We start from the raw sequence: 25223 nt of genomic DNA, 5'->3' as shown, positions 1-25223 counted from the left end.
TTTTGCCTCTGCCACCCGGTCGGGGGGCATGATAGCTTGGCCGCATGGCACAGCTTCCCTCCCGACAACAGATTCTCGACTGGGTGCATGCGCACCCGGACGCCACCGCGAAACGCGACATCGCCAAAGCCTTCGGCATCAAGGGTGCGGAACGCATCGAGCTGAAGCGCATGCTGAAAGAGCTTGAGGCCGAGGGTCTGCTTGAACGCCGCCGCCGTCACTATCACGACGCCGAGCGCCTGCCCCCCGTTTCGGTCATCCAGCTTCTGCCGCCGGACAAGGACGGCGACATCTTCGCCAAGCCGCTGGAATGGAATGGCGACGGCCCGATGCCGCGCATCCTTTACGCGCCGCTCAAGGCTGACCCCGCCATCGCGCCGGGCGAGCGTATCCTTGCCCGCCTGATCGAGACGCATGGCGAGGATCACCAGTATCAGGCCCGTCTGATCCGCCGCATCGGCACGGTCCAGCACAAGGTCGTCGGCATCTTCCGCCGCAGCTCCGCCGACCCCGAGGCCAGCGGCCGCATCCTGCCGATCGAAAAGGGTTCGGACAAGGAATGGCAGGTCCCGCCACATGAAATCCACGGCGCACAGAATGGCGAGCTGGTCGAGGCCGAGCAGATCGGCCCGCGCGGCCGGATCGGCCTTCCTGTCGCCCGCGTCCTTGAGCGTCTGGGCGATCCGTCGGCCCCGCGCGCGGTCAGTCTGATCGCCATCCATCAGCACGGCATTCCCGACGACTTCCCCGATGAGGTCATGGCCGAGGCCGATGCCGCCAAGCCCGCTGGCATGAAAGGCCGCGAGGATCTGCGCCATCTGCCCTTGGTCACCATCGACCCCTCGGATGCGCGCGACCATGACGATGCCGTCGCCGCCGAGATTCGCGCCGATGGCGGCGCCGATATCTGGGTCGCCATTGCCGATGTGGCCTATTACGTCCGCCCGAACTCGCCACTGGACCGCGAGGCGCGGAAGCGCGGCAACTCCAGCTATTTTCCCGACCGGGTCGTGCCGATGCTGCCCGATATCCTGTCGGGCGACCTGTGTTCGCTGCACGAAGGCGTCGATCGTCCGGTCATCGCCGTGCGGATGCGGCTGGATGCGGCGGGCAACAAGGTCAGCCACACCTTCCACCGCGGCATGATGCATTCGGCGGCGAGCCTCAGCTATGAGCAGGCGCAGGCCGGGGCCGACGGCAATCCCGACGAGCAGACCGCACCACTGCTGGATGCAGTGATCAAGCCGCTCTGGCACGCCTACGAGCTGCTGAAAGCCGCGCGCGCCCGTCGTCAGCCGCTTGAACTGGACCTGCCCGAGCGCAAGATCATCCTGACCGCCGATGGCCGGGTGAAATCGGTCAATTTCCGCGAACGCTTCGACGCCCATAAGCTGATCGAGGAATTCATGGTGCTGGCCAATGTCGCCGCCGCCGAGGAACTCGAACGCCTGCGCCGCCCGCTGCTGTACCGCGTCCATGAGGAACCCAGCGCCGAGAAACTGGATGCGCTTCGTGAAGTGGCCGAGGCCTCGGGCTTTACGCTGGCCAAGGGGCAGGTTCTGCAGACGCGCCACCTGAACCGGCTGCTGGAACAAGCCCAAGGCTCGGATTTCGATGAGCTGATCAATATGACGGCTTTGCGCTCGATGCAGCAGGCTTATTATCACCCCGAGAATTACGGCCATTTCGGGCTGGCTTTGAAGTCCTACGCGCATTTCACCTCGCCGATCCGGCGCTATTCCGACCTGATCGTGCATCGCGCGCTGATCCTTGGCCATAAATGGGGCGATGACGGGCTGTCGCATTGGGATGTCGAGAATCTGGGCGAAACCGCCAAGCAGATCTCGGATACCGAGCGCCGCTCGATGGCGGCCGAGCGCGACACCACCGACCGCTATCTTGCGGCCTATCTGGCCGACAGGGTCGGGGCCGAGTTCGCAGGTCGGGTCAGCGGCGTCCAGAAATTCGGCGCCTTCATCCGGCTGGATGAAACCGGCGCGGACGGGTTGCTGCCCATCCGCGAAATCGGGCGCGAGTATTTCCATTATGACCCGGAAGCGCAGATGCTGATCGGCTCGGAAACCGGCATGGAAATCGGCATCGGCCAACGCGTCACCGTGCGCCTGTCCGAGGCCGTGCCGCTGACCGGTGGCCTGATGCTGGAACTGCTGGAGGTCGAGGGCAGGGCCATGCCACAGGGTGGCGCGGGTCGTCGGGGTAAGGGCCCGATCCGCAAGCGCGCGACCCAATCGCGCCTGTCCGAGGTCAAGCGCGCCCAGAAGCGCAAGCGAATCCGCAAGAGTTAGCAAGGTGGGGGCTTTGCCCCCGCGCGTTCCGCGCTCCCCCAGGATATTTAAGCAAGAAAGAAGCGCTTTGAGGTTTTCCTTGGAGCGCTTCTTTCTTTGTCCAGATACCAGCGGGGGGTCCGGAAAGAGTCCGGGGGGCCTTTTCCAAGAACGGGCGCAAAGCCCCCGGCGCGAGGGGCGGTCCTGCCGAATGAAAAAGGGCGACCCTTGGGCCGCCCTTTTCCGTCAATGGGGTTGGCGATCAGCCGATCGCGGCGGCGCGGACGTCGTCGTCGATCTTGTCGGCGTATTGGGCGAAGTTGTCGCTGAACATGCCGACCAGTTTCTTGGCCTGCGCGTCATAGGCATCGGCATCGGCCCAAGTCTGGCGCGGGTCCAGCAGCTTGTCTTCGACGCCCGGGACCGAGACCGGAACTTCGAAGCCGAAATTCGGGTCCTTGCGGAACTCGACTTCGTTCAGCGAACCGTCAAGTGCTGCGGTCAGAAGCGCGCGGGTCGCCTTGATCGGCATGCGCTTGCCGGTGCCGAAAGCGCCGCCGGTCCAGCCGGTATTGACCAGCCAGCAGGTCGCGCCCGTGGCGTTGATCTTTTCCTGCAGCAGCTTGCCGTAAACTTCCGGGCGACGCGGCATGAAGGGCGCGCCGAAGCAGGTCGAGAAGGTCGGCGTCGGCTCGACAATGCCCACTTCCGTGCCCGGGGTCTTCGAGGTGAAGCCCGACAGGAAGTGATACATGGCTTGCGCAGGCGTCAGGCGCGCGATCGGCGGCAGGACGCCATAAGCGTCGCAGGTCAGCATGATCACGTTTTTCGGCATGCCGCCCAGCGAGGTTTCCGACGCGTTCGAGATCTGCTCCAGCGGATAGGCGCAGCGCATGTTGTCGGTGATCGAGTTGTCGTTGAAGTCCAGCTCCAGCGTGTCTTCGTTGAAGACCATGTTCTCGATCACGGTGCCGAATTTCGAGCAGGTCGCGTAGATTTCCGGCTCGGCCTCGGCGGACAGGTTGATGGTCTTGGCGTAGCAGCCACCTTCGAAGTTGAAGATGCCGTGATCCGACCAGCCATGCTCATCGTCGCCGATCAGCGTACGCGAGGGATCGGCCGAGAGCGTGGTCTTGCCGGTGCCCGACAGACCGAAGAAGATCGCGCTGTCATCGGGATTGCCGATGGCGTGGTTGGCCGAGCAATGCATCGGCATGACGCCCTTGGACGGCAGGATGTAGTTCAGCAGCGTGAAGACCGACTTCTTGTTCTCACCAGCATAAGCGGTGTTGCCGATCAGGATCAGCTTCTTGTCGAAGTTCAGCGCGATCACGGTTTCGCTGCGGCAGCCGTGGCGGGCCGGGTCGGCCTTGAAGCTGGGGCAGTTGATGATGGTGAATTCGGGCAGGAAGGTCGCCAGTTCCGCGGCCTCGGGGCGACGCAGCAGGTGGCGGATGAACAGGTTGTGCCAAGCCAGTTCGGTCACGACGCGCACGTCAAGGCGCAGCGCCGGGTCGGCACCGCCGAACAGATCCTGCACGAAGTAGTCCTTGCCCTTCATATGCGCGAGCATGTCGGCGTGAAGGGTGTCGAAGGCCTCGGGGGACATCGGCTTGTTGTTTTCCCACCAGATCGAATCTTCGACCGAAGGGGTGCGGACGACGAACTTGTCCTTGGGCGAGCGGCCGGTATGCGAGCCGGTCGAGACGAGGAAGGTGCCGCCATTGCCCAGCTTGCCTTCGCCGCGCTGCAGGGCGGCTTCGATCAGGGCAGGCTCGATCAGGTTGTAATGGACATTGCCAAGACCGGTGATCCCCTGATCCTCGAGACGGCAATTCGGATTAACGCGCGGTTCGGACATGTCCTGAAAGCTCCTGATGATCGTCTGACCCCAGCGGGATCTTCCCGAGTGCTATATCATGGCAACCGGGTGACGGAACCGTCCCAAAGACAACGTTTAGCGCAACCACACCGTGTTCGCGCCAACATTTCCGTGCAGAGGGCATTATGTAAACGGAATCGAAAGCCCTTAGGCGGCATTTTCATCAGGATGAGAGGAAAGTTTCAAGCATGAGCGTGGGTTTCGACGCGATCCTTCATGCCAGCTCGGTGGCGGTCCGGGGTCGGGCGCTATTGATTCTCGGAGGGTCGGGATCGGGCAAGTCGACGCTGGCTTTGGGGATGATGGCGCTGGGGGCGGGGCTGGTCGCCGATGACCGGACCGGGATCTGGGTCAGGGACGGGCGGCTGATGGTCGATTGCCCCGAACCGATCCGGGGCCGGATCGAGGCGCGAGGGGTGGGCATCCTGAATGCGCGCCCCGCCGGCCCGACCGAATTGGCGCTGGCGGTCGATCTGGACCGGCCCGAGCCCGAGCGTTTGCCGCCGCATCGCCGTGCGGAGTATCTTGGCTATTGGGTTCCTTTGGTGCTGGGACAGGGGCATCCGCATCTTGCGCCGGTGCTGATGCAATATCTGGTTGCAGGCCGCTGGGATCGGGACCAAGGTTGACGTCGGACTTTCCTCCCGGCCCTGTTGGACCGGACGGCCCACCACAGGCCCAAGATGAATGGCATGACCGAGAACACGAAACCCGACGAGATGACCCAGCGCGTGGTGCTGGTCACCGGCCCTTCTGGGGCGGGGCGCTCGACCGCGATCAATGTGCTTGAGGATCTGGGTTACGAATCCATCGACAACCTGCCGCTGTCGCTGGTGCCACGGTTGCTGGATGGCCCGGCGCGTGGTGTGCCGCTGGCGCTGGGTCTGGATGTACGCAACCGAGACTTTTCCGCGACGAACCTGATCGAGTTGATCGACCGGCTGACGCGTCTGCCCGATTACGATCCCGAGGTGCTGTATCTGGACTGCGCGCCGGAACAATTGTTGCGGCGTTTCAATGAGACCCGCCGCCGCCATCCCTTGCGCAGCGAAGGCGCGCCGCTGGACGCCATTCTGGCCGAACGCGACATGCTGGCGGCGGTGCGGGCGCGTGCCGATGTGCTGGTCGATACCTCGGAACTGTCGCCCCATGACCTCAAGGCCGAACTGGCGCGCTGGTTCGATGTCGAGCCGGGACACCGGCTGACGGTCTCGGTCCAGTCGTTTTCCTACAAGCGGGGCGTGCCGCGCGGGGTCGACATGATGTTCGATTGCCGCTTCCTTGCGAATCCCCATTGGGAGCCGGAATTGCGTCCACTTGATGGCCGAAATCCGCTGGTTCAGGATTACGTTGCGTCAGATCCGCGATTCGGTGAGTTCTTCGACAGGGTCCGGGATCTTGTGCTTTTTGCGCTTCCGGCCCATCTAGAAGAGGGTAAAGCCCATCTGGTAATCGGCTTTGGTTGTACCGGGGGGCAACATCGTTCCGTCACACTGGCGGAAAAAATGGCAGACGCGCTTGCGAAAGGCGGCTGGCAGGTGTCAATTAGACACAGGGAACTTGAACGCCGTGAAAAGGCGCCGGCACCCGATGACGGTCTTATGACAGGACCTCTCGCGGTGACTGCTACGCTTTGACGGCAGACCTGCGTGGTGGGGTACATTGATCGGAATTGTCATCGTGGCGCACGGGGGGCTCGCGCGGGAATATCTCTCGGCAGTCGAGCACGTGGTCGGGCCACAATCGGGAATTCGAGCCGTTGCAATCGAGGAGAATCACGACCGGGGGGAAAAGCAGGCTGAAATCTGCGCCGCGGCTGATTCCGTCGATACCGGGGATGGCGTCGTGGTGGTCACGGACCTGTTCGGAGGCTCGCCTTCGAACCTGTCGCTGATGGCCTGTCATGCGCGCAACCGTTCGATTCTATACGGGGCCAACCTGCCGATGCTGGTCAAGTTGGCAAAGTCCCGGAAATTGCCGGTGGCCGATGCGGTGACACTGGCCAAGGACGCAGGTCGCAAGTACATCAACAGCTATGATGTACTGCCCGCCGATATCATTCCCGTGCCGAACCGCGCTGCCTCATGAATGACATGAGCAACGGGTCCGTCACCCGAGAGTTGAAAATCATCAACGAAAAGGGCCTGCACGCGCGGGCCAGTGCCAAATTCGTCGAGACCGTCGAGAAATTCGACGCCAAGGCCACCGTCGAAAAGGACGGGATGAGCGTTTCTGGCGATTCGATCATGGGCCTGCTGATGCTGACCGCGCCGCGTGGCAGCACGATCCGGGTGACCACGCGTGGCGAGCAGGCCAATGAACTGGCCGAGGCGCTAAGCGCGCTGGTCGGGGATTATTTCGGCGAAGGCATGTAAGGGCGACGTGGCCCGCGACTCATACCATCACGGCAATCTGAGGCAGGCTCTGGTCGAGGCGACCGTGCGCCTGATCGAGGAAAAGGGGCCGCAGGGCTTTACCCTGGCCGAGGCCGCGCGCGCGGTCGGCGTCAGCGCCGCTGCGCCCTATCGCCATTTCACCGGCCGGGACGAACTGCTTGAGGAAATCGCCCGGCAGGGTTTCGAGGAATTCGCCGAACGCCTGAGCGCCGCCCTGAAGCAGGGCCGGACACCGCTTTCGGCCTTTCTGGGTATGGGGCAGGCCTATCTGGGCTTTGCCGCCGAGCGGCGCGGCTATTACATCGCGATGTTCGAATCCGGTATTTCGATCGCCGGGAATTCCGGCCTGACCCAGGCCGCCGACCGGGCGCGCGGCACCCTGGTTCACGCCGCCGAGGCGCTGTTCCAGCGCATCCCCGACAGCCGCCGCCCGCCTGCGGGGATGGCCGCCGACCATATCTGGGCGCTGAGCCATGGCGTGGTCGAGCTGTTCAGCCGCGGCAAGCCCGGCGGCCGCTCGCCCATTTCCCCGGCGGACATGCTGGAAAGCGGCACGCTGATTTATCTGCGGGGCCTTGGCGTCATCACCGACTGATTTTTTGCGGCAGGGCTATTGAACGTGGATTGCGGCGCTCCATCTATGTAAATGTGATTAACATTCACATCGAAAGGGACCGTAATGAACAGCTATATCGAACCTCGACCGTCCGTCATGGACCGGATCGGCCAGACCTTGGCCGGGGTCCGGGACTGGCTGGACGACCGGGGCAAGGCGGCCTGGATCGTCGCCATGATCCTGGGCTTTATCGCCTTCTGGCCCGTGGGCCTTGCCACTCTTGGCTACATGATCTGGAGCAAACGCATGTTTTCCTGCCGCCATCGCCATGACCGCCCCGCCCGCTTCAGCGCGCCGCATTTTGCCGCGCCGACCGGCAACGCCGCTTTTGATGCTTACCGCAGCGAGACGCTGAAGCGCCTGGAGGACGAGCATCGCGAATTCCTCGACTTCCTGCAGAAGCTGCGCGAGGCCAAGGACAAGGCCGAGTTCGACCAGTTCATGGCAGGCCGCAAGGAACCGCCGGCACTGCAATCGTGATGCGAAAAGGGCCGGGGATGACCCGGCCCTTTTGTCGTCAGTAGGAATATTCGTCGTAGATCCGGTTGAGGTCACCGCCCCATTCGCCGTGATACTTGGCCAGAAGCTCGTCGGCAGGGGCCTTGCCGCTGTCGACGCTTTCCTTCAGCGCATTCAGGAAATGCGTCTCATCGGGGACCAGACCGCCCGCGCCGACACGCGCGCGCGCCTTCAGCCCGAATTCAGCGATCTCCAGCACGTCGCGGGCGATGTCATGCAGACGCAGCCCGTCGAACTCGCCTTGCAGACCCTGACGGGCGGCGGCGACGCGCAGACCATCGCGCTGCTCGGCGCTCCAACCGCGGCACAGATCCCAAGCGGCATCCAGCGCGTTCTGGTCATAGATCAGCCCGACCCACAGCGCGGGCAGGGCGCAAAGACGCCGCCACGGACCGCCATCGGCACCGCGCATTTCGATGAACTTCTTGACGCGGGCTTCGGGGAAGACGGTGGTCAGGTGGTCGGCCCAGTCCGACAGGGTCGGAACCTCGCCCGGCAGTGCCGGAAGCTGACCCTTCATGAAGTCGCGGAAGCTTTGCCCCAGCGCGTTGATGTATTTGCCGTCGCGATAGACGAAATACATCGGCACATCGAGGACGTAGTCCACCCATGCCTCATAGCCCATGCCCGATTCAAAAGCGAAGGGCAGCAGGCCGGTGCGGGCGTCGTCCAGATGCTGCCAGATATTCGCGCGCCAGCTTTTCATCCCGTTCGGCTTGTTGTCGAGGAAGGGGGAATTGGCAAACAGCGCGGTCGCGATCGGTTGCAGAGCTAGCGCCACCCGCAGCTTCTGGACCATGTCGGCTTCCGAGCCGAAGTCCAGATTCACCTGCACGGTGCAGGTGCGATACATCATCTGGGTGCCAAGCTCACCCACCCGGCCCATGTAATCGGTCATCAGCCGGTAGCGGCCCTTGGGCATCATCGGCATCTGGTCCTGCGACCAGATCGGGGCCGCGCCTAGGCCGATGAAGCCCGCGCCGAGATCGTCGGCCACGGATTTCACCTCGGCCAGATGGCTGTTCACTTCGTCGCAGGTCTGGTGGATGGTCTCGACCGGAGCGCCGGACAGTTCCAATTGCCCGCCCGGTTCCAGACTGACATTGGCGCCGTCGCGTTCCAGCCCGATGATATGTTCGCCCTCCAGCACCGGCTTCCAGCCGAAGCGGTCGCGGATGCCTTCCAGCATCGCCTTGACCGTCGGCGTGCCCGCCGGACCGTCATAGGGCAGGGGCATCAGGTCGGAATGACGATAGCCGAATTTCTCGTGCTCGGTCCCGATGCGCCAATTGTCCTTGGGCTTCTCACCCGAGGCGATATATTCGGCCAGCTGTTCGGGACGTTCGATCGGGCCGCCGCCCTGTTGAGGAATGGACATCGGTGGCCTTTCATTTGCCTGAGTGCCACAGGTGGCAAGAGCGGCGCGTCAAGTCAAGCGGGCGCGATCCGACCTCGTCCAAAGGGTTTGAATCGTTGGCCCTTCACCCGCAAGTGCCGCAGAAATCCGGCCCATGTTCAGCCCCGGAAGCGAGGCGAATGCGCTGGCCAGCAACTCGGCCCCCGCGGCATCGACCGGAATCAGAAGTGCCTGACCATCAAGACTTTTCAACCGCCAATGCAGGCGATTGTTCAGCCGCAGCAGCCGGATTTCAGCCAGATCGCGCAGGGCGATCTCTCCGCCCAGCACGCGGTCGGGGGCAAGGTAGCGGATCGCCCCCTCATCCAGTTCGACGACGCCGGGCGCGGTGGCCTTGCTGCGGAAACGCATCCTGCGGCGTGCATCCAGCGCCCAGATACCCGCGATGATGGCAATGGCGCTGCCAAGGGGCTGGTAGATCCAGCCCCCCAGCCAGATGACCCACAGCCCGAACGCGACCAGCACAAGGGCCGAGAGCGTCTCGGCCCAGGGGCGCAGGGTGGCGGCAAGCTCGGGCCGGATCAATCACAGCTCCCGTGACATGTCGCGATGGGGGATGCCCGCATCGTCATATTCGGGGCCGTAGGCGGTGAAGCCCAGCTTTTCATAGAAGCCGATGGCATGGGTCTGTGCGCCCAGCTTGGCCCGGGTGATGCCGGGCAGGGCACGCAATTCGTCCAGCGCCGCAAGGATCAGCGCCGCGCCCGTGCCGGTGCCGCGTGCCGATTTCAGCACGGCGACGCGGCCGATCTTGCCGGTGTCGCCGATCAGCAGGATGCGCGCCGTGCCGATGGCCGCGTGCTGATCGTCGCGGGCGATCAGGTGGATCGCCTCGCCGTCCTTGCCGTCCCATTCCTCTGCCTCGGGGACCGATTGCTCGATCACGAAGACCTCGCGGCGGATGGCGCGGCAGGTCTCAAGGTCGTCGGTCTTTTCGATCATGCGAAGTAACGCTCCAGAATGCGGCGATAGATGCGCGAGAGTTGCCGGACCTGATCGGCCGGGACGCGCTCATCCACCTGATGCATGAAATGGCCGACAAGACCGAATTCAAGGACCGGACAGTGATCCTTGACGAAACGCGCGTCCGACGTCCCGCCCGAGGTCGACAGCACCGGGTCCAGCCCGGTCTCGTCCTTGACGATGTCGCGCACCATTTCGACGAAGGGGCCGGGGCGGGTCAGGAAGCTTTCGCCCGAGACATCGGTCTCGATCGCGAAGGTCACGCCGGTCTCGGCCTCGATGCCCGCCGCCTTGTCGCGGATCATCCGGTCCAGCGTGTGCGAGGTATGAGCGTCGTTGAAGCGGATATTGATCGTGGCGCGGGCCTTTTCCGGGATCACGTTCGAGGCCGGGTTGCCGCAATCGACGGTGGTGATCTGCAGGCCAGACGGGTCGAAATGCTCGGTCCCGTGATCCAGCGGCTCGGTGGTCAGTTCGTTCAGCAGGCGCACCAGCGCGTGCAGCGGGTTCTTGGCGCGGTGCGGATAGGCGGCATGGCCCTGAACGCCCTTGGCGTTGATGTTCAGCGTCATCGAGCCGCGGCGGCCGATCTTGATCATCTCGCCCATGCGGTCGGGGTTCGAGGGCTCACCTACGATGCAGACATCCATCTGTTCGTCCTGCGTCCCCATCCAGTCCAGCAGCGCGGTGGTGCCGTCCTTGCCGGGGCCTTCCTCATCGCCGGTGATGGTCAGGATGATCGCGCCATCGGGCGGGGTTTCGCGGGTAAAGGCGATGGCGGCGGCGGCAAAGGCCGCGACGCCGGATTTCATGTCGGTCGCGCCCCGGCCCCAGATCCAGCCGTCTTCCTCATGACCCGAGAAGGGCGGGTGGGTCCAGCTGGACATGTCGCCGGGCGGGACCACATCGGTGTGGCCGTTGAAGCCAAAGGTCTTGGCGGCGCCCTTGGCGCCCCAGCGTGCGAAAAGGTTCGGCACGCCACCCCGGTCAACGCGGTGGCATTCGAAACCGGCCTCGGTCAGCGCCTCGGCCAGCAGGACCAGCGCGCCGCCCTCCTCGGGGGTGACCGAGGGGCAGCGGATCAGGCGGGCCGTCAGATCGGCCGGGTCCGGAAAAGAGGTCATTGTCGTCTCCTGTCTTCGGGCGCCCGGTTACACCGGTCGGCCCAGCAATTCCAGCGCCCTGCGCACAAGGTTCAGCCCGGTCAGCACCAGCAGCACCAGAGTCCAGCGCCGGAATTGCTGCAGGTCCAGTCGGTCATGCGCCAGATAGCCCAGCCCCATGCCGATCAGTGCCGGTATCACCATGATCGCGGACAGTGGCAGGGTCTGGGCGGTCAGCACGCCCGAGTGCAGATGCGCCGCCGTCAGCACCACCGCGCCCATAAAGAACACCACGCCCTGCGCGCGCATCTGTTCGTCCTTGGGGGCGCCGATCGACAGCAGATAGACGATCAGCGGCGGTCCCCAGATCCCCGAGATGCCACCGTAAAGCCCGCCGATGATGCCGGTGACGATCTCGACCCGGCGACGATGGTGGATCGGGATCACAAGGCTGCGCCCGGCCAGTTGCCAGAACGCGAACAGTGTGATCGGCGCGCCCAGCAGCGCATACATCACCCATTGCGGGACACGGGTGGCAAAGACCGCGCTGATCGGGATGAACAGCGCGACCATGGCGATATGCCAGCGATAGTCGCGGGTGGTCTGCCAGGCGGGGCCAATGCCTTGGCGCAGCGCCTGCCGGATATTGGTGACAAGTACCGGCAGGATCAACGCCGCCAGCGCCTGCTGCGCGGTCAGGAACGATCCCAGCGCCGACATCATGATCATCGGCATGGCAAAACCGATCGCGCCTTTGACAAAGCCGGAAAACAGGGTGACCGCGATGGCGATCCAGAAAAGCGTGGGGTCAAGTCCGAACATGGGCGACAGCCATAACCGCCCGTCAGCGGGATGCAACGGAAAGGCGTGCCGCGCGCATATGTCGCGGCAAGGCCATTGCATACAGGTGACTGTCCTGTCAGGAAAAATCCCCCGATGCTGGACAGTTTCACCTGTTCAGGCATTATGGAGGAAACATTCAAAACGGAGCTGCCCATGAGCCGTATTGCCATTCTTGCCGCCGCAGCGGCCTCACTGACCACGCTTGCTGCCTGCGAACCGACCACCGGGGGCGGTGGTCTTGGAAGCAATGTCCCCACCGGTCCCTATGTTCTGGTCGGCATTGCCGACGAGACCGTGCCGCAGCGCAATGTCGGCCTGACCATCGAATCCGATGGCTCGGTCTCGGGTCAGGCACCCTGCAACCATTACGCGGCGGCGCAGACGGCCGAGCCTCCGGGCTTCAAACTGGGTGAGATCAAGACCAGCGGCGCAGGCTGTGGCGGCAATGCCGGCGCGCTCGAATCGCGCTATTTCGCGGCGCTGCGTCAGGCTGACGGCATCACCTATACCGGTGGCGTGCTGAAGATCACCGGCCCGACCTACCTGACCTTTGAGCCCGGCTACCGGAAGGAAAAATAAGCCATGCTGCGTCGTCTTGCCCTTGTCCTTGCCTGTGGCTGCCTTGCGTTGGCCATGGTCGGGACTTTCCTTGTCGCCGCCCGCGCCGAGACCCGCGAGGTCACCGGCGATTATGAGCTGATCGAGATCGAGGGCAAGACGATCACCGGCACGGCCACCGCGCGGCTGGCCCCGGACGGCGCGATTTCCGGGCAGGGTCCGTGCAATCGCTATACCGGCCCGAATCGCGCCACGCTGCCGGAACTGCTTTACGAAAACCTTGCCACCACCCGCCGGGCCTGTCTGGTGGAAGGGGGAGAGGCCGAGTTTCTGGCTGCCCTTGGTGCCGTCCGCCATGCGAAATTCGTGGGCGAGGATCTGGTGATGACCGGACCCGAGGTCACGATCCGCTGGCGTCCCGTCGCCAAGACCGCGCCTTAACTCGGACCGGCCAGCCGGTTGACCAGCCGCGCCCTTGCGGCGGGCAGGGGCTTGCCAGCATGGGACTCGGCCAGCCGGGTCTCAAGGAAGAATCCGGTCAGTGCCAATGCCTCGGCCAAGCCACCATTGCCTTGCCCGCCCAGACAGGCGGGCAAGGGCAGCAGCTTCGGGGCCCATTCCCCGGCAGCAGCCGCACTGACCGCCCGCCCGGATCGCGGGCTGACATAGGCCAGCCCATGGCGCGTGCCGGTCACCGCGCAACTGGACAGGTCGAGGCCAAAGCCCAGATCGTCCAGCAGCCGCATTTCCCATTGTAGATAGGCCGCGCCCCAGTCGCCGCCCTCATCCATCAGATCCAGAAGCGCTTCCGTCAGGTCGGTCATGCGCGGATGCGGATCGCGTTCGGGCAGGGCATAGACCAGCAGCGAGGTCACCGCATTGACCCCGGCCAAAGCGTTGCCCGCAGCCAGCAGGCCGGGCCGGGCGCGGGCGGGTTCAACGGTGAACGTGCCCAGCTGATCCTCGACCCGCGCGCGCCAGCGCAGGCTCAGGCGGTTGCCGGGTTGCAGGATGGCGGCGCGGCGCGCGCTGGCCCCGCCGGGCACGATGCCGGTGACAAGGCCCTGATCGCGTGACAGCACCGTCAGGATCACGGCATTCTCGCCAATCCTCCGCAGCGTCATCACGCTGGCCTCGCCCTGCCATTCCATCGTCACGCCTTTCCTTCGCCGCCACCCTGCCGCAAATTGGGCAGAACGAACAAGGAGAGTATCATGTTGAAACCCTGGATCGAGGCTCAGGCGCGGCTGGTCGAAGTGGCGGCGGGTCGGGCCCATGCGGATCTGGTCATCCGGGGCGGGGTCTGGGTCAATGTCCATACCCGCGAGACGATCCCGGGCATGGATGTCGCCGTTGCCGATGGCCGTGTGGCCTATGTAGGTCCCGATGCGGGGCCTTCGGTTGGACCCGATACGCAGGTGATCGAGGCCAAGGGCCGCTACATGATGCCGGGCCTGATCGACGCGCATATGCATGTCGAATCGGGGATGCTGACGCCTGCCGGTTTTGCCGCCGCCGTGATCCCGCATGGCACGACGACCATGTTCCACGACCCGCATGAGATCGCGAACGTGCTGGGTCTTGAGGGCGTGCGCCTGATGCGGGATGAATCGCTGATCCAGCCGATCAGCATGTTCACCCAGATGCCAAGCTGCGCGCCCTCGGCCCCCGGTCTGGAAACCACCGGCGCGCCCATCACCGAAGGTGAAGTGGCCCAGGCCATGGGCTGGGACGGCATTATCGGTCTGGGCGAGATGATGAACTTTCCTGGCGTCGCCGCAGGCGATCCGCAGATGCTGGGCGAGATTGCCGCGACCCGCGCGGCTGGCAAGACCGTCGGCGGTCATTATGCCAGCCCCGATCTGGGTCGTCCCTTCCACGCCTATGTCGCGGGCGGTGCAGCGGATGACCACGAAACCACCAGCGAGGCGCAGGGCATTGCCCGCGTCCGTCAGGGCATGGGCTGCATGATGCGGCTGGGCTCGGCTTGGTATGACGTCGAAACCCAGATCACCGCGATCACGGAAAAGGGCCTCGATCCGCGTTTCTTCATTCTGTGCACCGATGACAGCCATTCCGGCACTTTGGTCCATGAGGGCCATATGAACCGCGTCGTGCGTCACGCGATTGCATGCGGCTGCGACCCGCTGATCGCGATCCAGATGGCGACGATCAACGCCGCCAGCCATTTCGGGCAGGAACGCGAGCTGGGCTCGATCACGCCGGGGCGGCGGGCGGATGTCATCCTGACCTCGGACCTGCGCGCGCTGCCAATCGAGGCGGTGATCGCGCAAGGGCAGTTGGTGGCCGAGGGCGGCCGTCTGCTGGTCGACTGCCCCCGCATCGACTGGCCCGAGCGGGCACGGAACTCGGTCCGTTTGGGCAAGGAACTGGCGGCGGAAGATTTCGAGGCCCGCGCGCGGGGCGATCAGGCCCGCGTCCGCGTCATCGGCGTCGTCGAAAATCAGGCCCCGACCAAGGCACTAGAGGCTGACTTGCCAATCCGCGAGGGCGTGATCGAGGGTTCGGGCGATGTCTGCCAGATCGCGCTGGTAGAACGCCATCGCGGCACGGGCGGCGTGGTCAATGGGTTCGTGTCAGGTTTTGGCTATCAGGGCCGGGTCGCGGTCGCGTCCACGGTCGCGCATGACAGCCACCACATGATCGTCGTTGGCACCGACCGCGCCACTATGGCGGCGGCGGCGAACCATCTGGGCGTGGTCGGCGGCGGCGTCACCGTTTTCCGTGATGGCGAGGAACTGGCAACAGTCGCCCTGCCGATTGCCGGGCTGATGTCCGACCTGCCCGCGACCGAGGTGGCCGAGGCGGCGCAGGCTATCGTCAAGGCGATGCAGGATTGCGGCTGCAACCTGAACAACGCCTATATGCAGCACTCGCTGCTGGCGCTGGTGGTGATCCCGGAACTGCGGATTTCGGATCTGGGCATTGTCGACGTGCGCAGCTTCGAGCTGGTCGATCTGATCGTCTAAACCAGCATTGAGGCGTCGTCGTCGCGGGCGACGCTGAGGAATTGTGCCCGGTTCCGAAGCGTGTCGAACAGCTCGGGGCCGGTGCCGGTCAGGAAGCATTGCGCATTCAGCGCGCAGATTTCGTCATGCAGCGCGGCGCGGCGCTGGGCATCCAGATGCGCTGCCACCTCATCCAGCAGCAGAACCGGGGATTCCTCGGCCAGCGCGCGGGCATTGGCGAGGATCAAGGACAAAAGCAGCGCCTTTTGCTCTCCGGTCGAGGACAAAGCGGCGGGCATCGCCTGCGGCCCCCAATGCGCGCCCAGATCGGCGCGGTGCGGGCCGGACAGCGTACGTCCGGCGGCCATGTCGCGGGGGCGGCCCTCTGCCAGACGGGCGGCGATGCTGTCGGGGTCAGGGTCATCCGCTGCGCCCTCGCCGGGCAGCAGGGTCAGGATCGCCGCGGGGAAAGCAGTCTCGGCCCCGTCCTGCGCCGCCATGATCCGGGCGATGGCGTCCAGTCGGTTGCGGGTGAGCGCCGCGCCCATATCGGCCATCTGAGCCTCCAGCGCGCGATACCAGCCCGCATCACGCACCTCATCCTTGAGCAACCGGTTCCGTTCCCGCATGGCCTTGTCATATCCCAAGGCATCCTCGGCATGGCCGGGGGTGAAGCTGAGGGTAATGCGGTCAAGGAAGCGGCGGCGGGCCTCGGGGGCGTCGGTCCAGATCCGGTCCATGGCGGGGGTCAGCCAGATCACCCGCATCAGGCTGCCAAGCGCCACCTGCGTCGCGGGCTTATCGTCGATCATGACCTCGCGCGGCTGGGCGGGCAGGGCACGCGTCGCCACCTGCCTGTCGTCGATCTGGGCGCGGATCTGCCAGCCGACATCCGGGCCGCGCCGGGCTTGATCGGAGGGAGCCGCGCCCCGCATCCCGCGACCGGGCGAGAGCATGGAAATCGCTTCAAGGATATTGGTCTTGCCAGCGCCATTCGGCCCGTGGATTGCCACGGGCCGTTGGTCTGGTTCGATTTCAAGACGTGCCCAGCTGCGGAACTGGGTCAGATGCAGGCGTGTGAGCGTCACACGCGCATCGGCATGACAACATAAACGGCGGTGGTGTCGCCACCCTCGCGGATCAGCGCCGCATCGCCCGAGCCGTTGAACAGGAAGACGGCATTCTCACGGTCGATCTGGCCCGCGATTTCGTGCAGGTATTTGGCGTTGAAGCCGATTTCCAGCGGCTCATCGGCATAGGCCACGGGCAGCTCTTCCTCGGCGGCACCGGCATCGGGGGCGTTGACCGACAGGACCAGACGGTCCTCGTCCAAGGTCAGCTTCACGGCGCGCGAACGCTCGCTGCTGACGGTGGCAACGCGGTCCACGGCCTTGGCGAAATCGCCGGCGTCCACTTCCAGCTTGCGGGTATTGCCCGAGGGGATGACGCGGCTGTAGTCCGGGAAGGTCCCGTCGATCACCTTCGAGGTCAGGGTGATCGTCGGCGTGGCGAAGCGGATCTTGGTTTCGCTGACCGACACGGCGATCTCGGTCGAGTCGTCGTCCAGAAGCTTGCGCAGCTCGGTCACGGTCTTGCGCGGCACGATGACGCCGGGCATCTCATCCGCGCCTGCGGGCAGGGTGGCGTCGATGCGGGCCAGACGGTGGCCGTCGGTCGCCACGCAGCGCAGGGACGGGCCGTCCTCGGCCTGGGCCACATGCATGTAAACGCCGTTCAGATAGTAACGGGTTTCCTCGTTCGAGATGGCGAATTTCGACTTGTCGAACAGCCGACGCAGGACCGAGGCCGGGGCCGAGAAATTCGCCGAATATTCCGACGAGGACATGACCGGGAAATCCTCGCGCGGCAGGGTGGCGAGGTTGAAGCTGGACCGCCCGGCCTGAACCGACAGCCGACCCGAGGCCGGTTCCAGATCCAGCTGCACCAGCGCCCCATCGGGCAGCTTGCGGGCGATGTCATTGAGCATGCTGGCCGAAACCGTCGTCGCGCCGGGGCGCTCGACCTGTGCATTGGTCAGGTAGACGATTTCGGTATCCAGATCGGTGGCGCGGAAGCTGACGCCATTCGGCGTGGTTTCGATCAGGACGTTGGCCAGAATCGGGATGGTGTTCCGCCGCTCGACAACGGACTGGGCCTGAGAAACTGCCTTCACCAGATCGGCACGTTCGATAGCAAATTTCATGGTCGGTCCTTATGTCATTCTGGCGGCGGGAAGGCCGACTATAAGGCCCAACCCGGTGCCGGGCAATTTCGCAGATTTGCCCGGCTGGTCAAGCGGATCGAAGCGTTCAGGCCTCCAGAAGACGACGCAAAAGATCGATGTCCTCAGCGAGGCTGCGATCGGCCGAGCGCAGCTCTTCGATCTTGCGCACGCCATGCATGATCGTGGTGTGATCACGGCCGCCGAAACGCCGCCCGATCTCGGGCAGCGAACGCGAGGTCATCTGCTTGGCCAGATACATTGCGATCTGGCGCGGACGGGCGACGGTGCGCACCCGCTTCGGCCCGATCATGTCCGACAGGCGGATGTTGTAATGCTCGGCGACCTTGCGCTGGATTTCCTCGATCGAGACCTTGCGGTCATTGGCGCGCAGGATGTCGGCCAGACATTCCTGGGTCATGTCCAGCGTGATCTCGCGGCCCATGAGGCTGGCGAAGGCGAACAGCCGCTGCAGCGCGCCTTCCAGCACGCGCACGTTCGAGGTGATGCGATGGGCCAGGAATTCCAGCACGCCCGGTGCCAGTTGCAGGCCGGGATACTGGGTGCGGAAGGTGTCGGTCTTGGATTGCAGGATGCCCAGCCGCAGCTCGTAATCGGTCGGGTGCAGGTCGACGACAAGGCCGCATTGCAGGCGCGACTTGATGCGCTCTTCCATGTCCTTGATTTCGCCCGGCGCACGGTCGGCCGAGATGATGATCTGCTTGCCCTGATCGACCAAGGTATTGAACGTGTGGAAGAATTCTTCCTGCGTGGAATCCTTGCCAGCGATGAACTGCACGTCATCGACCATCAGCACCGAGACGGTGCGGAACAGTTCCTTGAAGTCCATCACGGTGCGGTCGCGCAGCGCTTGCACGAAGCGGTACATGAACTGCTCGGCCGACAGGTACAGCACCTTGGCTTCGGGCTGGCGTGCCTGAATCTCGCGCGCCATCGCATGCATCAGGTGGGTCTTGCCCAGACCGACGCCGCCGTAAAGGAACAGCGGGTTGAAGGTCACCGGGCCGCCTTCGGCGACGCGGCGCGCGGCGGCATGGGCCAGCTCATTGGGCTTGCCAACGACGAAGTTGTCGAAGGTGAAGCGCTGGTCCAGCGGTGCGGTCAGCTCATCATCGGCAGCGGCGCGCGGGGCGGGGCGCTTGGGCTCGGAATTGGCCGCGGCGACCTGACGGCTGGTCTGGCTGCGCGTCTCGAACGAGATGCGATGCACAGGCCCTTCGATCCGGTCGAGCACCTTCAGGATGTCGTCGCTGTAATGGCGCGACACCCAGTCCGACAGGAAACGCGTCGGGCACAGGATGACCGCGGTGCCCTCGTTCACGCCACTCAGGCGTAGCGGTTCGATCCAGGTCGCGAAACTGTCGGCACCGACGATTTTCTGTAATTCCTCACGTGCCTGCCCCCAAATCTTGTCCATCTCGCCCAAGTCCGTTTCTTTGCCCATGTTCCGACGGGTTCGCCCCGGCGGCAGTTGATTCGGCATCGGTACCCGGCTGGACACAAAGACAAGACAACAGGACCACCCGCCGCCAAAGCGACGTGCAAGCCGTCCTGCGGCTTTGCCTCCGTATATGACTCGCAACGGGCAAATTGCCCGCTGACATGTGTCATGGTCGCTGATCGTCCCCCGATCAAGCTTCCTGCCCGTATTCCGGCGGCAGTGCCGGTCCACGGGGCTTGTCCCCCAGGTGCGATGTGAATCGCTGGACCGAAGCTAGCAAGAAGGATGCTCTGCCGACAACCGATCTTCGCGCTTGACAGAACAGTTTACCTCTCGAATCTCACGAGCGGGTGACAGTCCTATGACGGCGCGAAAGCCTATTTTTTTCAATGAATTGGCCCATCAGGTTTAATGGAAAAGGGCACGCCCTGAAGGAGCGCGCCCCAGCCAATTCTACTGGTAGTTGCGTAAATGCCGCAGCCTTATCAGGCCGTCAGGGCTTTCACGCGCGATGCCAGACGCGAAACTTTACGCGAGGCGGTGTTCTTGTGAACGACGCCCTTGGTCACGCCGCGCATCAGCTCGGGTTGAGCAGCTTGCAGGGCAAGACGTGCAGCAGCAGCATCGCCCGAGGCAATGGCTTCTTCGACCTTGCGCAGGAAGGTACGGATGCGCGAGCGGCGTGCTTTGTTGACTTCGGTCTGGCGCTCGATCTGGCGAGCGCGCTTCTTCGACTGGGGCGTGTTGGCCATGGGTGCGGTCCTGTCTCGTGTTTCAAATCTCGATCGCGCAAAAGCCCCATGGCACCGTCCTTGAAGGGACGGTCATGATTCTTGCCTTAAGCGGGCCCACGCGCATGTAAGTCCGGCCCTATATAGGGGTCTCCGGACATTGCCAAGCGCAAATCAGCGGTCGCGGAACTGCGGCTCGCGCTTTTCAAGGAAAGCGGCCATGCCTTCCTTTTGATCCTCGGTCGCGAACAGCGCCTGGAAGGTGCGGCGCTCGAACAGCAGCCCCTCGCGCATGGTGGTCTCATAGGCGCGGTTGACGGCTTCCTTGGCGGCGATGACGGCGATCTGGGACTTCTCGGCGATCTTCTTGGCGGTGGCCATGGCCTCGGCGATCAGCTTGGGCGCGGGCACGACACGACTGACCAGGCCCGAACGCTCGGCCTCGGCGGCGTCCATGAAGCGGCCGGTCAGGTGCATCTCCATCGCCTTCGACTTGCCGACAAAGCGGGTCAGGCGCTGGGTGCCGCCGATTCCGGCGATGACGCCCAGATTGATCTCGGGCTGGCCGAATTTCGCATTGTCGGCGCAGATGATGAAATCGCAGGCCATGGCCAGCTCGCAGCCGCCACCCAGCGCATAGCCGGACACGGCTGCTATGATCGGCTTGCGGGTGGCGGTGATGCGGTCGATGCCGGCCCCGAACAGATCCTCGGTATAGACATCGACGTAGCTTTTCGTGGACATCTCCTTGATGTCGGCCCCGGCGGCGAATGCCTTCTCGCTGCCGGTCAGGACGATGCAGCGCACCTTCTCATTGCGGTCGGCATCGGTCAGGGCATCGCCCAGTTCCTCGAGCAGCTGAGAGTTCAGGGCATTCAGCGCCTCTGGCCGGTTCAGCCGGATCAGCGCAACATAGTCGTCGATCTCGACGGAGAGGGTCTGGTAAGCCATTCAAACCTAGCCTTTCGAATTGAAGCTGGTCGCGACTCGTAACAAAGCCGCGAGCATCTGGCTAGCACCCGGCGCCCTTCGCTGTTTCCGAAATACCCCCGTCAGAGGCAGCTGCGCCAAAGCGCTGCTTCACTTCTGACAAATCGGGCAGAAAAAGCTCGACCGCCCGGATTGCACGATCCGTTGCACGGTTCCGGCGCAACCCGGCGTCGGGCATGGCCCGCCCTCGCGGCCATAGACACGGAAGGAATGCTGGAAATATCCCAGCTCACCGGTGGCCTGCCGATGGTCGCGCAGCGAAGACCCGCCCGCGGCGATGGCCTCGACCAGCACTTCCTTTATATGCCCGACCAAGGCCTCCATCCGCGCCGCCGGGATCTGCCCGGCCTGACTGCGCGGATCGATCCCTGCGCGGTGCAGCGCCTCGGAGACATAGATATTGCCCAGTCCCGCGACGATCCGCTGATCCAGCAGCGCTGCCTTGATCGGGGCTTTGCGCCCGGACAGCGTCGCGATCAGCAGGGGCGGGGTGAAGTCATCCGACAGCGGCTCGGGGCCCAGATGGGCCAGCATCGGATGTTCGGCCCCCGGCGCGACCAGATCGACCATGCCGAATCGCCGGGCGTCGTTGAAGGTGATCTGCGTGCCCTCGTCGTTCCAGAAGACGACATGGTCATGGCGCGGCAGGATTGCCGGGTCGCGATGGAAATCGCCTTGGATCGCGCCTTCGATCAGCATCCGGCCCGACATGCCCAGATGCAGCAGGATGCTGCCGCGATCCTGCAAGTCGACCAGAATGTATTTCGACCGACGCCGCAGACCGGTCACCCGCGCGCCGGTCACCACCTGCACCAGATCGGGTGGCAGGGGCCAGCGCAGGTCGGGGCGGCGGGCCTCGGCACGGGTGATAATGTGGCCTTCAAGATGGGGAAGAAGTCCCCGGCGGACGGTTTCGACCTCAGGCAGTTCTGGCATTTCCGTTCCATTCGTCGCATGGTGCGCGGCGCGCGTCCGGCCTATCTGGGCGCGAAACGACGAATGGACAAGCATGATGACCGATGACCAGCGCAAAGAAACCCATTTCGGCTTCCGCACCGTGGCGGAAGAGGAAAAGGCAGGGCTGGTGCATGGCGTGTTCTCTCGTGTGGCCTCGCGCTATGACGTGATGAACGACCTGATGAGCGTGGGCATCCACCGCGTCTGGAAGACCGCGATGATGGATTGGCTGGCCCCGCGCGACGGCCAGCACCTGCTGGATGTGGCGGGCGGTACCGGCGACGTGGCCTTCCGCTTCCTGCAGCGCGCCTCGGGGGCGCGGGTCACCGTTTGCGACATGACCGAATCCATGCTGGTCGAGGGCCGCAAGCGCGCCGAGGCAAGCCGTCTGGCCGATCGCCTTGCTTGGGTCACCGGCGATGCGATGAAACTGCCCTTTGCCGATGAAAGCTTCGACCGCTACACGATCAGCTTCGGCATCCGCAACGTCACCCGCATTCCCGATGCCTTGGCCGAGGCGCGCCGCGTGCTGAAGCCCGGCGGGCGGCTGATGGTGCTGGAATTCAGCCAGATCCCGGTCCCGATGCTGCAATGGCTTTACGACCGCTACAGCTTCAACGTCATTCCGAAAATGGGCGAGATCGTCGCCAATGACCGCGACAGCTACCAGTATCTGGTCGAATCGATCCGCAAGTTCCCCGATCAGGAGACCTTCGCGACGATGATCCGCCATGCGGGCTTTGGCCGCGTGCAATATCGCAACCTGTCCATGGGGATCGCCGCGCTGCATTCCGGCTGGAAGGTCTGATCCATGCGCGGCCCTCATAATATCTGGCGCCTGATCCGCACCGGCGCCACTTTCGAACGCACGGGCGCGATGCGTGCAGTGCTGGATGCGGTGAACGCGCCCGCGCGGGTGCGGTTGGCCGCGCATGTTCTGGGCTGGCCCTTTGCATGGCTGGGCTACAAGGGCGATCCGAACCTGCCGCCGATCACCCGCGCCATTACCGCTTTGGGTCCGGCCTATATCAAATTCGGCCAGATCCTATCGACCCGGCCCGATGTCGTCGGCCCCGAACTGGCCGAGCAACTATCGATGCTGCAGGACCGCCTGCCACCCTTCCCGCAGGAACAGGCAGTCCGTATCGTCTCGGATGCGCTGGGGCAGCCGGTCGATGTCCTGTTCAGCGAATTTTCCGAACCCGTCGCCGCGGCATCCATCGCGCAGGTCCATCGCGCCCGCCGCGCCGACAATGGCCGCGAGGTCGCGGTCAAGGTGCTGCGCCCCTCGGTCGAGGCTGGGTTCCGCCGCGACATCGACGCCTTCCATTTCGCCGCCTCGATGATCGAACTGATCTCGCCCGCGACGCGCCGCCTGCGTCCGCGCGACGTGGTCACGCATTTCGAAACCGTGGTCATGGGCGAGCTGGACCTGCGGCGAGAGGCGGCTGCCGCATCAGAGTTCGCGGAAAACACCCGCGAGGATCAGGGCATGCGCGTGCCGCATCCGCATTGGCACCTGACCGCGCGCCGCGTTCTGACCAGCGACTGGGCCGAGGGCATCCCGATGGGCGACGTGGCCCGCCTGAAGGCCGAGGGGCAGGACATGCCTTTGGTCGGTGCGCGGGTCCTGCAACTGTTTCTGCAGCACGCCCTGCGCGACGGCTATTTTCACGCCGACATGCATCAGGGCAACCTGAAGGTCGCGCCGAACGGCGATATCGTCATCTATGATTTCGGCATCATGGGCGAGATCGACGAATATACCCGCCGCGTCTATGCCGAGATCCTGATGGGCTTCATCCGGCGCGACTACATGCGCGTCGCCCGCGTTCATTTCGAGGCGGGCTATGTGCCCCGCGACCGCGACATGACCGAATTCGCCCGCGCGCTGCGTGCGGTGGGCGAGCCGATCTTTGGCGCGGATGCCAGCCAGATCTCGATGGCGAATCTGCTGGCCTATCTGTTCGAGGTGACCGAGCGTTTCGGGATGCGCACCCGGACCGAACTGATCCTGCTGCAACGCACCATGGTCGTGGTCGAGGGCGTGTCCCGTTCGATCGATCCGCAGATCAATATCTGGGAAGTCGCCCGTCCGGTGGTCGAAAGCTATATCCGCGACAATCTGGGGCCAAAGGCCGCCGCGCGCGATCTGGGTCGCTCGGCACAGGTTCTGGCGCGATTCGCGCCGCTGCTGCCGGAATTTCTGGAACGTCGCATGCCCGAGATGCTGCGCGACTCTGATGCCGCGCCCAATCCGCGCGAAAGCCGTGCCGGTCTTCTAGGCGGAATCGCCATCGGTGCCGTCGTGGCGCTGGCCTCGGTCTTCTTTGGTGCATGGCTGGGTTGACGCGGCCCCTCGGCTCTTGAGGGCGGGGGCAGATTGCCCTAATCCGCAAGGATGCGAATTCTGTATCTTGGGGACGTGATGGGCCGTTCAGGCCGTCGCGCGATTGCCGAAGGGCTTCAGCCGCTGAAACAGCGGCTTGGGGCGGATTTCACCATCGTGAACGGGGAAAACGCCTCGGGGGGGATGGGGCTGACCGGCGGTCACGCCAAGCTGATCCTCGATTCCGGGGCGGATTGCATCACGCTGGGCGACCATGCCTTCGACCAGAAGGAAATGCTGACCTATATCGAGTCCGAGCCGCGCATCATCCGCCCGCTGAACTATTCCAAGGTCGCGCCGGGCAAGGGCGCGCGGGTGTTCGAGGCGACGCGCGGGCGCAAGATCCTGGTCGCGCAGATCCTGGGTCAGGTCTTCATGAAGCGGCCCTTCGACGATCCGTTCTCGGCCATCGACACGGTGCTGCGCACCCATCCGCTGGGTGGGCTGGTGCAGGCCTCGGTCGTCGACATCCATGCCGAAGCCACCAGCGAGAAGATGGCCATCGGCCATTGGTGCGACGGGCGCGCCAGTCTGGTTGTCGGCACCCATACCCATGTACCCACCGCCGACACGATGATCATGGCGCGTGGCACCGGCTATCAGTCCGATGCGGGCATGTGCGGCGACTACGACAGCGTCATCGGCATGGATAAGGCCGAGCCGCTGCGCCGCTTCCTGACCGGCATGGTGTCCGAACGTTTCACCCCGGCCGAGGGCGAGGCCACGTTGTCCGGCGTCCTTGTCACCACCGATGATCGCACCGGCAAGGCCACCGCGATCGAGGCCGTCCGGCAGGGCGGAAAACTGGCACAAACCCACGGCACGACGCCTACCGCAGGTTGAAAACTCGGTGCGGGGGCGCTTTTACTTGCGACCGATTAGAAAAAAATTCTAAAACCCATCGAAACAGCCGTGTTTTATC

At 64.3% G+C, this 25223-nt stretch carries 26 protein-coding genes; 13 read left to right on the top strand and 13 right to left on the bottom strand.

Annotated features, from left to right (window positions below; all coding sequences use genetic code 11):
* The first annotated feature begins 44 nt into the window (after positions 1–44).
* The gene (rnr, locus tag GL300_RS02080; protein WP_155037906.1) at positions 45–2306 is read left to right on the top strand and encodes a ribonuclease R; all 2262 of its coding nucleotides are present in this window, start codon (positions 45–47) and stop codon (positions 2304–2306) included.
* A gap of 241 nt (positions 2307–2547) precedes the next feature.
* Here rnr and GL300_RS02075 read toward each other — a convergent pair whose 3' ends face one another.
* A complete protein-coding gene (locus tag GL300_RS02075) occupies positions 2548–4146 on the bottom strand; it encodes a phosphoenolpyruvate carboxykinase (protein ID WP_155037905.1) in 1599 nt (532 codons plus the stop codon).
* Between the two features lie 209 nt (positions 4147–4355).
* On the opposite strand from GL300_RS02075, the gene GL300_RS02070 reads away from it, so the two are divergent.
* From GL300_RS02070 to GL300_RS02045, 6 genes are all read left to right on the top strand, one after another.
* Positions 4356–4796: an HPr kinase/phosphorylase gene (locus GL300_RS02070; protein ID WP_155037904.1), complete on the top strand. Its 441-nt coding sequence runs from the start codon at positions 4356–4358 to the stop codon at positions 4794–4796.
* Positions 4797–4859: 63 nt separating this feature from the next.
* Positions 4860–5804 (top strand): RNase adapter RapZ, encoded by a 945-nt coding sequence (gene rapZ, locus GL300_RS02065; protein WP_155037903.1) that lies wholly within the window; start codon positions 4860–4862, stop codon positions 5802–5804.
* A 25-nt stretch (positions 5805–5829) separates the two neighbouring features.
* Positions 5830–6255 (top strand): PTS sugar transporter subunit IIA, encoded by a 426-nt coding sequence (locus GL300_RS02060; protein WP_155037902.1) that lies wholly within the window; start codon positions 5830–5832, stop codon positions 6253–6255.
* A complete protein-coding gene (locus GL300_RS02055; RefSeq protein WP_155037901.1) occupies positions 6252–6542 on the top strand; it encodes an HPr family phosphocarrier protein in 291 nt (96 codons plus the stop codon). Before GL300_RS02060 ends, GL300_RS02055 begins: the two co-directional genes overlap by 4 nt.
* Before the next feature lie 7 nt (positions 6543–6549).
* Positions 6550–7158 (top strand): TetR family transcriptional regulator, encoded by a 609-nt coding sequence (locus GL300_RS02050; protein WP_192335128.1) that lies wholly within the window; start codon positions 6550–6552, stop codon positions 7156–7158.
* Between the two features lie 84 nt (positions 7159–7242).
* Complete coding sequence (locus GL300_RS02045) at positions 7243–7659, top strand: DUF2852 domain-containing protein (RefSeq protein WP_155037900.1); 417 nt, start codon at positions 7243–7245, stop codon at positions 7657–7659.
* A gap of 37 nt (positions 7660–7696) precedes the next feature.
* On the opposite strand, the gene GL300_RS02040 is transcribed toward GL300_RS02045, so the two are convergent.
* From GL300_RS02040 to GL300_RS02020, 5 genes are read right to left on the bottom strand one after another with little or no spacing between them, the layout of a single operon-like run.
* The gene (locus GL300_RS02040; protein ID WP_155037899.1) at positions 7697–9076 is read right to left on the bottom strand and encodes a glutamate--cysteine ligase; all 1380 of its coding nucleotides are present in this window, start codon (positions 9074–9076) and stop codon (positions 7697–7699) included.
* Between the two features lie 48 nt (positions 9077–9124).
* Complete coding sequence (locus GL300_RS02035; protein ID WP_155037898.1) at positions 9125–9640, bottom strand: hypothetical protein; 516 nt, start codon at positions 9638–9640, stop codon at positions 9125–9127.
* The gene (locus GL300_RS02030) at positions 9641–10057 is read right to left on the bottom strand and encodes a GNAT family N-acetyltransferase (RefSeq protein WP_155037897.1); all 417 of its coding nucleotides are present in this window, start codon (positions 10055–10057) and stop codon (positions 9641–9643) included. It abuts the gene before it with no gap.
* A complete protein-coding gene (gene dapE, locus GL300_RS02025; RefSeq protein WP_155037896.1) occupies positions 10054–11202 on the bottom strand; it encodes a succinyl-diaminopimelate desuccinylase in 1149 nt (382 codons plus the stop codon). The genes GL300_RS02030 and dapE overlap by 4 nt, the downstream gene beginning before the upstream one ends.
* Positions 11203–11229: 27 nt before the next feature.
* Entirely contained in the window at positions 11230–12003 is a 774-nt protein-coding gene (locus GL300_RS02020; protein ID WP_155037895.1) for a sulfite exporter TauE/SafE family protein, read from the bottom strand.
* 174 nt (positions 12004–12177) lie between these two features.
* Here GL300_RS02020 and GL300_RS02015 point away from each other — a divergent pair, with 174 nt between their 5' ends.
* Both GL300_RS02015 and GL300_RS02010 read left to right on the top strand, forming a co-directional pair.
* A complete protein-coding gene (locus GL300_RS02015) occupies positions 12178–12603 on the top strand; it encodes an META domain-containing protein (protein ID WP_155037894.1) in 426 nt (141 codons plus the stop codon).
* A gap of 3 nt (positions 12604–12606) precedes the next feature.
* Entirely contained in the window at positions 12607–13023 is a 417-nt protein-coding gene (locus GL300_RS02010) for an META domain-containing protein (protein ID WP_155037893.1), read from the top strand.
* Here GL300_RS02010 and recO read toward each other — a convergent pair.
* Positions 13020–13733, bottom strand: coding sequence for a DNA repair protein RecO (gene recO / locus GL300_RS02005; protein WP_155038534.1), 714 nt, complete (start codon positions 13731–13733; stop codon positions 13020–13022). The genes GL300_RS02010 and recO overlap by 4 nt on opposite strands.
* A gap of 63 nt (positions 13734–13796) precedes the next feature.
* Between recO and GL300_RS02000 the strand changes: the two genes are divergently transcribed.
* Positions 13797–15572: an adenine deaminase gene (locus GL300_RS02000; protein WP_155037892.1), complete on the top strand. Its 1776-nt coding sequence runs from the start codon at positions 13797–13799 to the stop codon at positions 15570–15572.
* On the opposite strand, the gene recF is transcribed toward GL300_RS02000, so the two are convergent.
* From recF to mutM, 6 genes are all read right to left on the bottom strand, one after another.
* Positions 15569–16639, bottom strand: coding sequence for a DNA replication/repair protein RecF (gene recF / locus GL300_RS01995; RefSeq protein ID WP_343042883.1), 1071 nt, complete (start codon positions 16637–16639; stop codon positions 15569–15571). The genes GL300_RS02000 and recF overlap by 4 nt on opposite strands.
* Positions 16636–17754, bottom strand: coding sequence for a DNA polymerase III subunit beta (dnaN, locus tag GL300_RS01990; RefSeq protein WP_155037891.1), 1119 nt, complete (start codon positions 17752–17754; stop codon positions 16636–16638). The genes recF and dnaN overlap by 4 nt, the downstream gene beginning before the upstream one ends.
* Before the next feature lie 106 nt (positions 17755–17860).
* Positions 17861–19210 (bottom strand): chromosomal replication initiator protein DnaA, encoded by a 1350-nt coding sequence (gene dnaA / locus GL300_RS01985; protein ID WP_246195060.1) that lies wholly within the window; start codon positions 19208–19210, stop codon positions 17861–17863.
* Positions 19211–19719: 509 nt separating this feature from the next.
* Positions 19720–19986, bottom strand: coding sequence for a 30S ribosomal protein S20 (gene rpsT, locus GL300_RS01980; protein ID WP_155037889.1), 267 nt, complete (start codon positions 19984–19986; stop codon positions 19720–19722).
* A 153-nt stretch (positions 19987–20139) separates the two neighbouring features.
* Positions 20140–20916: an enoyl-CoA hydratase gene (locus GL300_RS01975; protein WP_155037888.1), complete on the bottom strand. Its 777-nt coding sequence runs from the start codon at positions 20914–20916 to the stop codon at positions 20140–20142.
* Between the two features lie 129 nt (positions 20917–21045).
* Positions 21046–21891 (bottom strand): bifunctional DNA-formamidopyrimidine glycosylase/DNA-(apurinic or apyrimidinic site) lyase, encoded by an 846-nt coding sequence (gene mutM / locus GL300_RS01970; protein WP_155037887.1) that lies wholly within the window; start codon positions 21889–21891, stop codon positions 21046–21048.
* A 76-nt stretch (positions 21892–21967) separates the two neighbouring features.
* On the opposite strand from mutM, the gene ubiE reads away from it, so the two are divergent.
* Genes ubiE through GL300_RS01955 form a run of 3 tightly spaced genes read left to right on the top strand, consistent with a single transcriptional unit; the run spans position 21968 to position 25144 of the window.
* Complete coding sequence (gene ubiE / locus GL300_RS01965) at positions 21968–22720, top strand: bifunctional demethylmenaquinone methyltransferase/2-methoxy-6-polyprenyl-1,4-benzoquinol methylase UbiE (protein WP_155037886.1); 753 nt, start codon at positions 21968–21970, stop codon at positions 22718–22720.
* Positions 22721–22723: 3 nt separating this feature from the next.
* Complete coding sequence (gene ubiB, locus GL300_RS01960; protein WP_155037885.1) at positions 22724–24262, top strand: 2-polyprenylphenol 6-hydroxylase; 1539 nt, start codon at positions 22724–22726, stop codon at positions 24260–24262.
* 51 nt (positions 24263–24313) lie between these two features.
* The gene (locus GL300_RS01955) at positions 24314–25144 is read left to right on the top strand and encodes a TIGR00282 family metallophosphoesterase (RefSeq protein ID WP_155037884.1); all 831 of its coding nucleotides are present in this window, start codon (positions 24314–24316) and stop codon (positions 25142–25144) included.
* The last annotated feature ends 79 nt before the right edge of the window (positions 25145–25223 follow it).

The organism is Paracoccus litorisediminis (assembly GCF_009711205.1).
Lineage (GTDB): Bacteria > Pseudomonadota > Alphaproteobacteria > Rhodobacterales > Rhodobacteraceae > Paracoccus > Paracoccus litorisediminis.
This window is presented reverse-complemented; position numbering and strand designations above follow the sequence as displayed.

Coding starts and splice junctions, on each gene's coding strand:
- rapZ (WP_155037903.1), top strand. CDS start 4,860: ATGACCGAGAACACGAAACCCGACGAGATGACCCAGCGCGTGGTGCTG.
- GL300_RS02045 (WP_155037900.1), top strand. CDS start 7,243: ATGAACAGCTATATCGAACCTCGACCGTCCGTCATGGACCGGATCGGC.
- GL300_RS01955 (WP_155037884.1), top strand. CDS start 24,314: ATGCGAATTCTGTATCTTGGGGACGTGATGGGCCGTTCAGGCCGTCGC.
- GL300_RS02015 (WP_155037894.1), top strand. CDS start 12,178: ATGAGCCGTATTGCCATTCTTGCCGCCGCAGCGGCCTCACTGACCACG.
- GL300_RS02030 (WP_155037897.1), bottom strand. CDS start 10,057: ATGATCGAAAAGACCGACGACCTTGAGACCTGCCGCGCCATCCGCCGC.
- GL300_RS02040 (WP_155037899.1), bottom strand. CDS start 9,076: ATGTCCATTCCTCAACAGGGCGGCGGCCCGATCGAACGTCCCGAACAG.
- GL300_RS02070 (WP_155037904.1), top strand. CDS start 4,356: ATGAGCGTGGGTTTCGACGCGATCCTTCATGCCAGCTCGGTGGCGGTC.
- GL300_RS02020 (WP_155037895.1), bottom strand. CDS start 12,003: ATGTTCGGACTTGACCCCACGCTTTTCTGGATCGCCATCGCGGTCACC.
- rnr (WP_155037906.1), top strand. CDS start 45: ATGGCACAGCTTCCCTCCCGACAACAGATTCTCGACTGGGTGCATGCG.
- GL300_RS02055 (WP_155037901.1), top strand. CDS start 6,252: ATGAATGACATGAGCAACGGGTCCGTCACCCGAGAGTTGAAAATCATC.
- GL300_RS01975 (WP_155037888.1), bottom strand. CDS start 20,916: ATGGCTTACCAGACCCTCTCCGTCGAGATCGACGACTATGTTGCGCTG.
- recO (WP_155038534.1), bottom strand. CDS start 13,733: ATGGAATGGCAGGGCGAGGCCAGCGTGATGACGCTGCGGAGGATTGGC.
- dnaN (WP_155037891.1), bottom strand. CDS start 17,754: ATGAAATTTGCTATCGAACGTGCCGATCTGGTGAAGGCAGTTTCTCAG.
- dnaA (WP_246195060.1), bottom strand. CDS start 19,210: ATGGACAAGATTTGGGGGCAGGCACGTGAGGAATTACAGAAAATCGTC.
- rpsT (WP_155037889.1), bottom strand. CDS start 19,986: ATGGCCAACACGCCCCAGTCGAAGAAGCGCGCTCGCCAGATCGAGCGC.
- ubiB (WP_155037885.1), top strand. CDS start 22,724: ATGCGCGGCCCTCATAATATCTGGCGCCTGATCCGCACCGGCGCCACT.
- GL300_RS02075 (WP_155037905.1), bottom strand. CDS start 4,146: ATGTCCGAACCGCGCGTTAATCCGAATTGCCGTCTCGAGGATCAGGGG.
- GL300_RS02000 (WP_155037892.1), top strand. CDS start 13,797: ATGTTGAAACCCTGGATCGAGGCTCAGGCGCGGCTGGTCGAAGTGGCG.
- ubiE (WP_155037886.1), top strand. CDS start 21,968: ATGACCGATGACCAGCGCAAAGAAACCCATTTCGGCTTCCGCACCGTG.
- mutM (WP_155037887.1), bottom strand. CDS start 21,891: ATGCCAGAACTGCCTGAGGTCGAAACCGTCCGCCGGGGACTTCTTCCC.
- dapE (WP_155037896.1), bottom strand. CDS start 11,202: ATGACCTCTTTTCCGGACCCGGCCGATCTGACGGCCCGCCTGATCCGC.
- GL300_RS02010 (WP_155037893.1), top strand. CDS start 12,607: ATGCTGCGTCGTCTTGCCCTTGTCCTTGCCTGTGGCTGCCTTGCGTTG.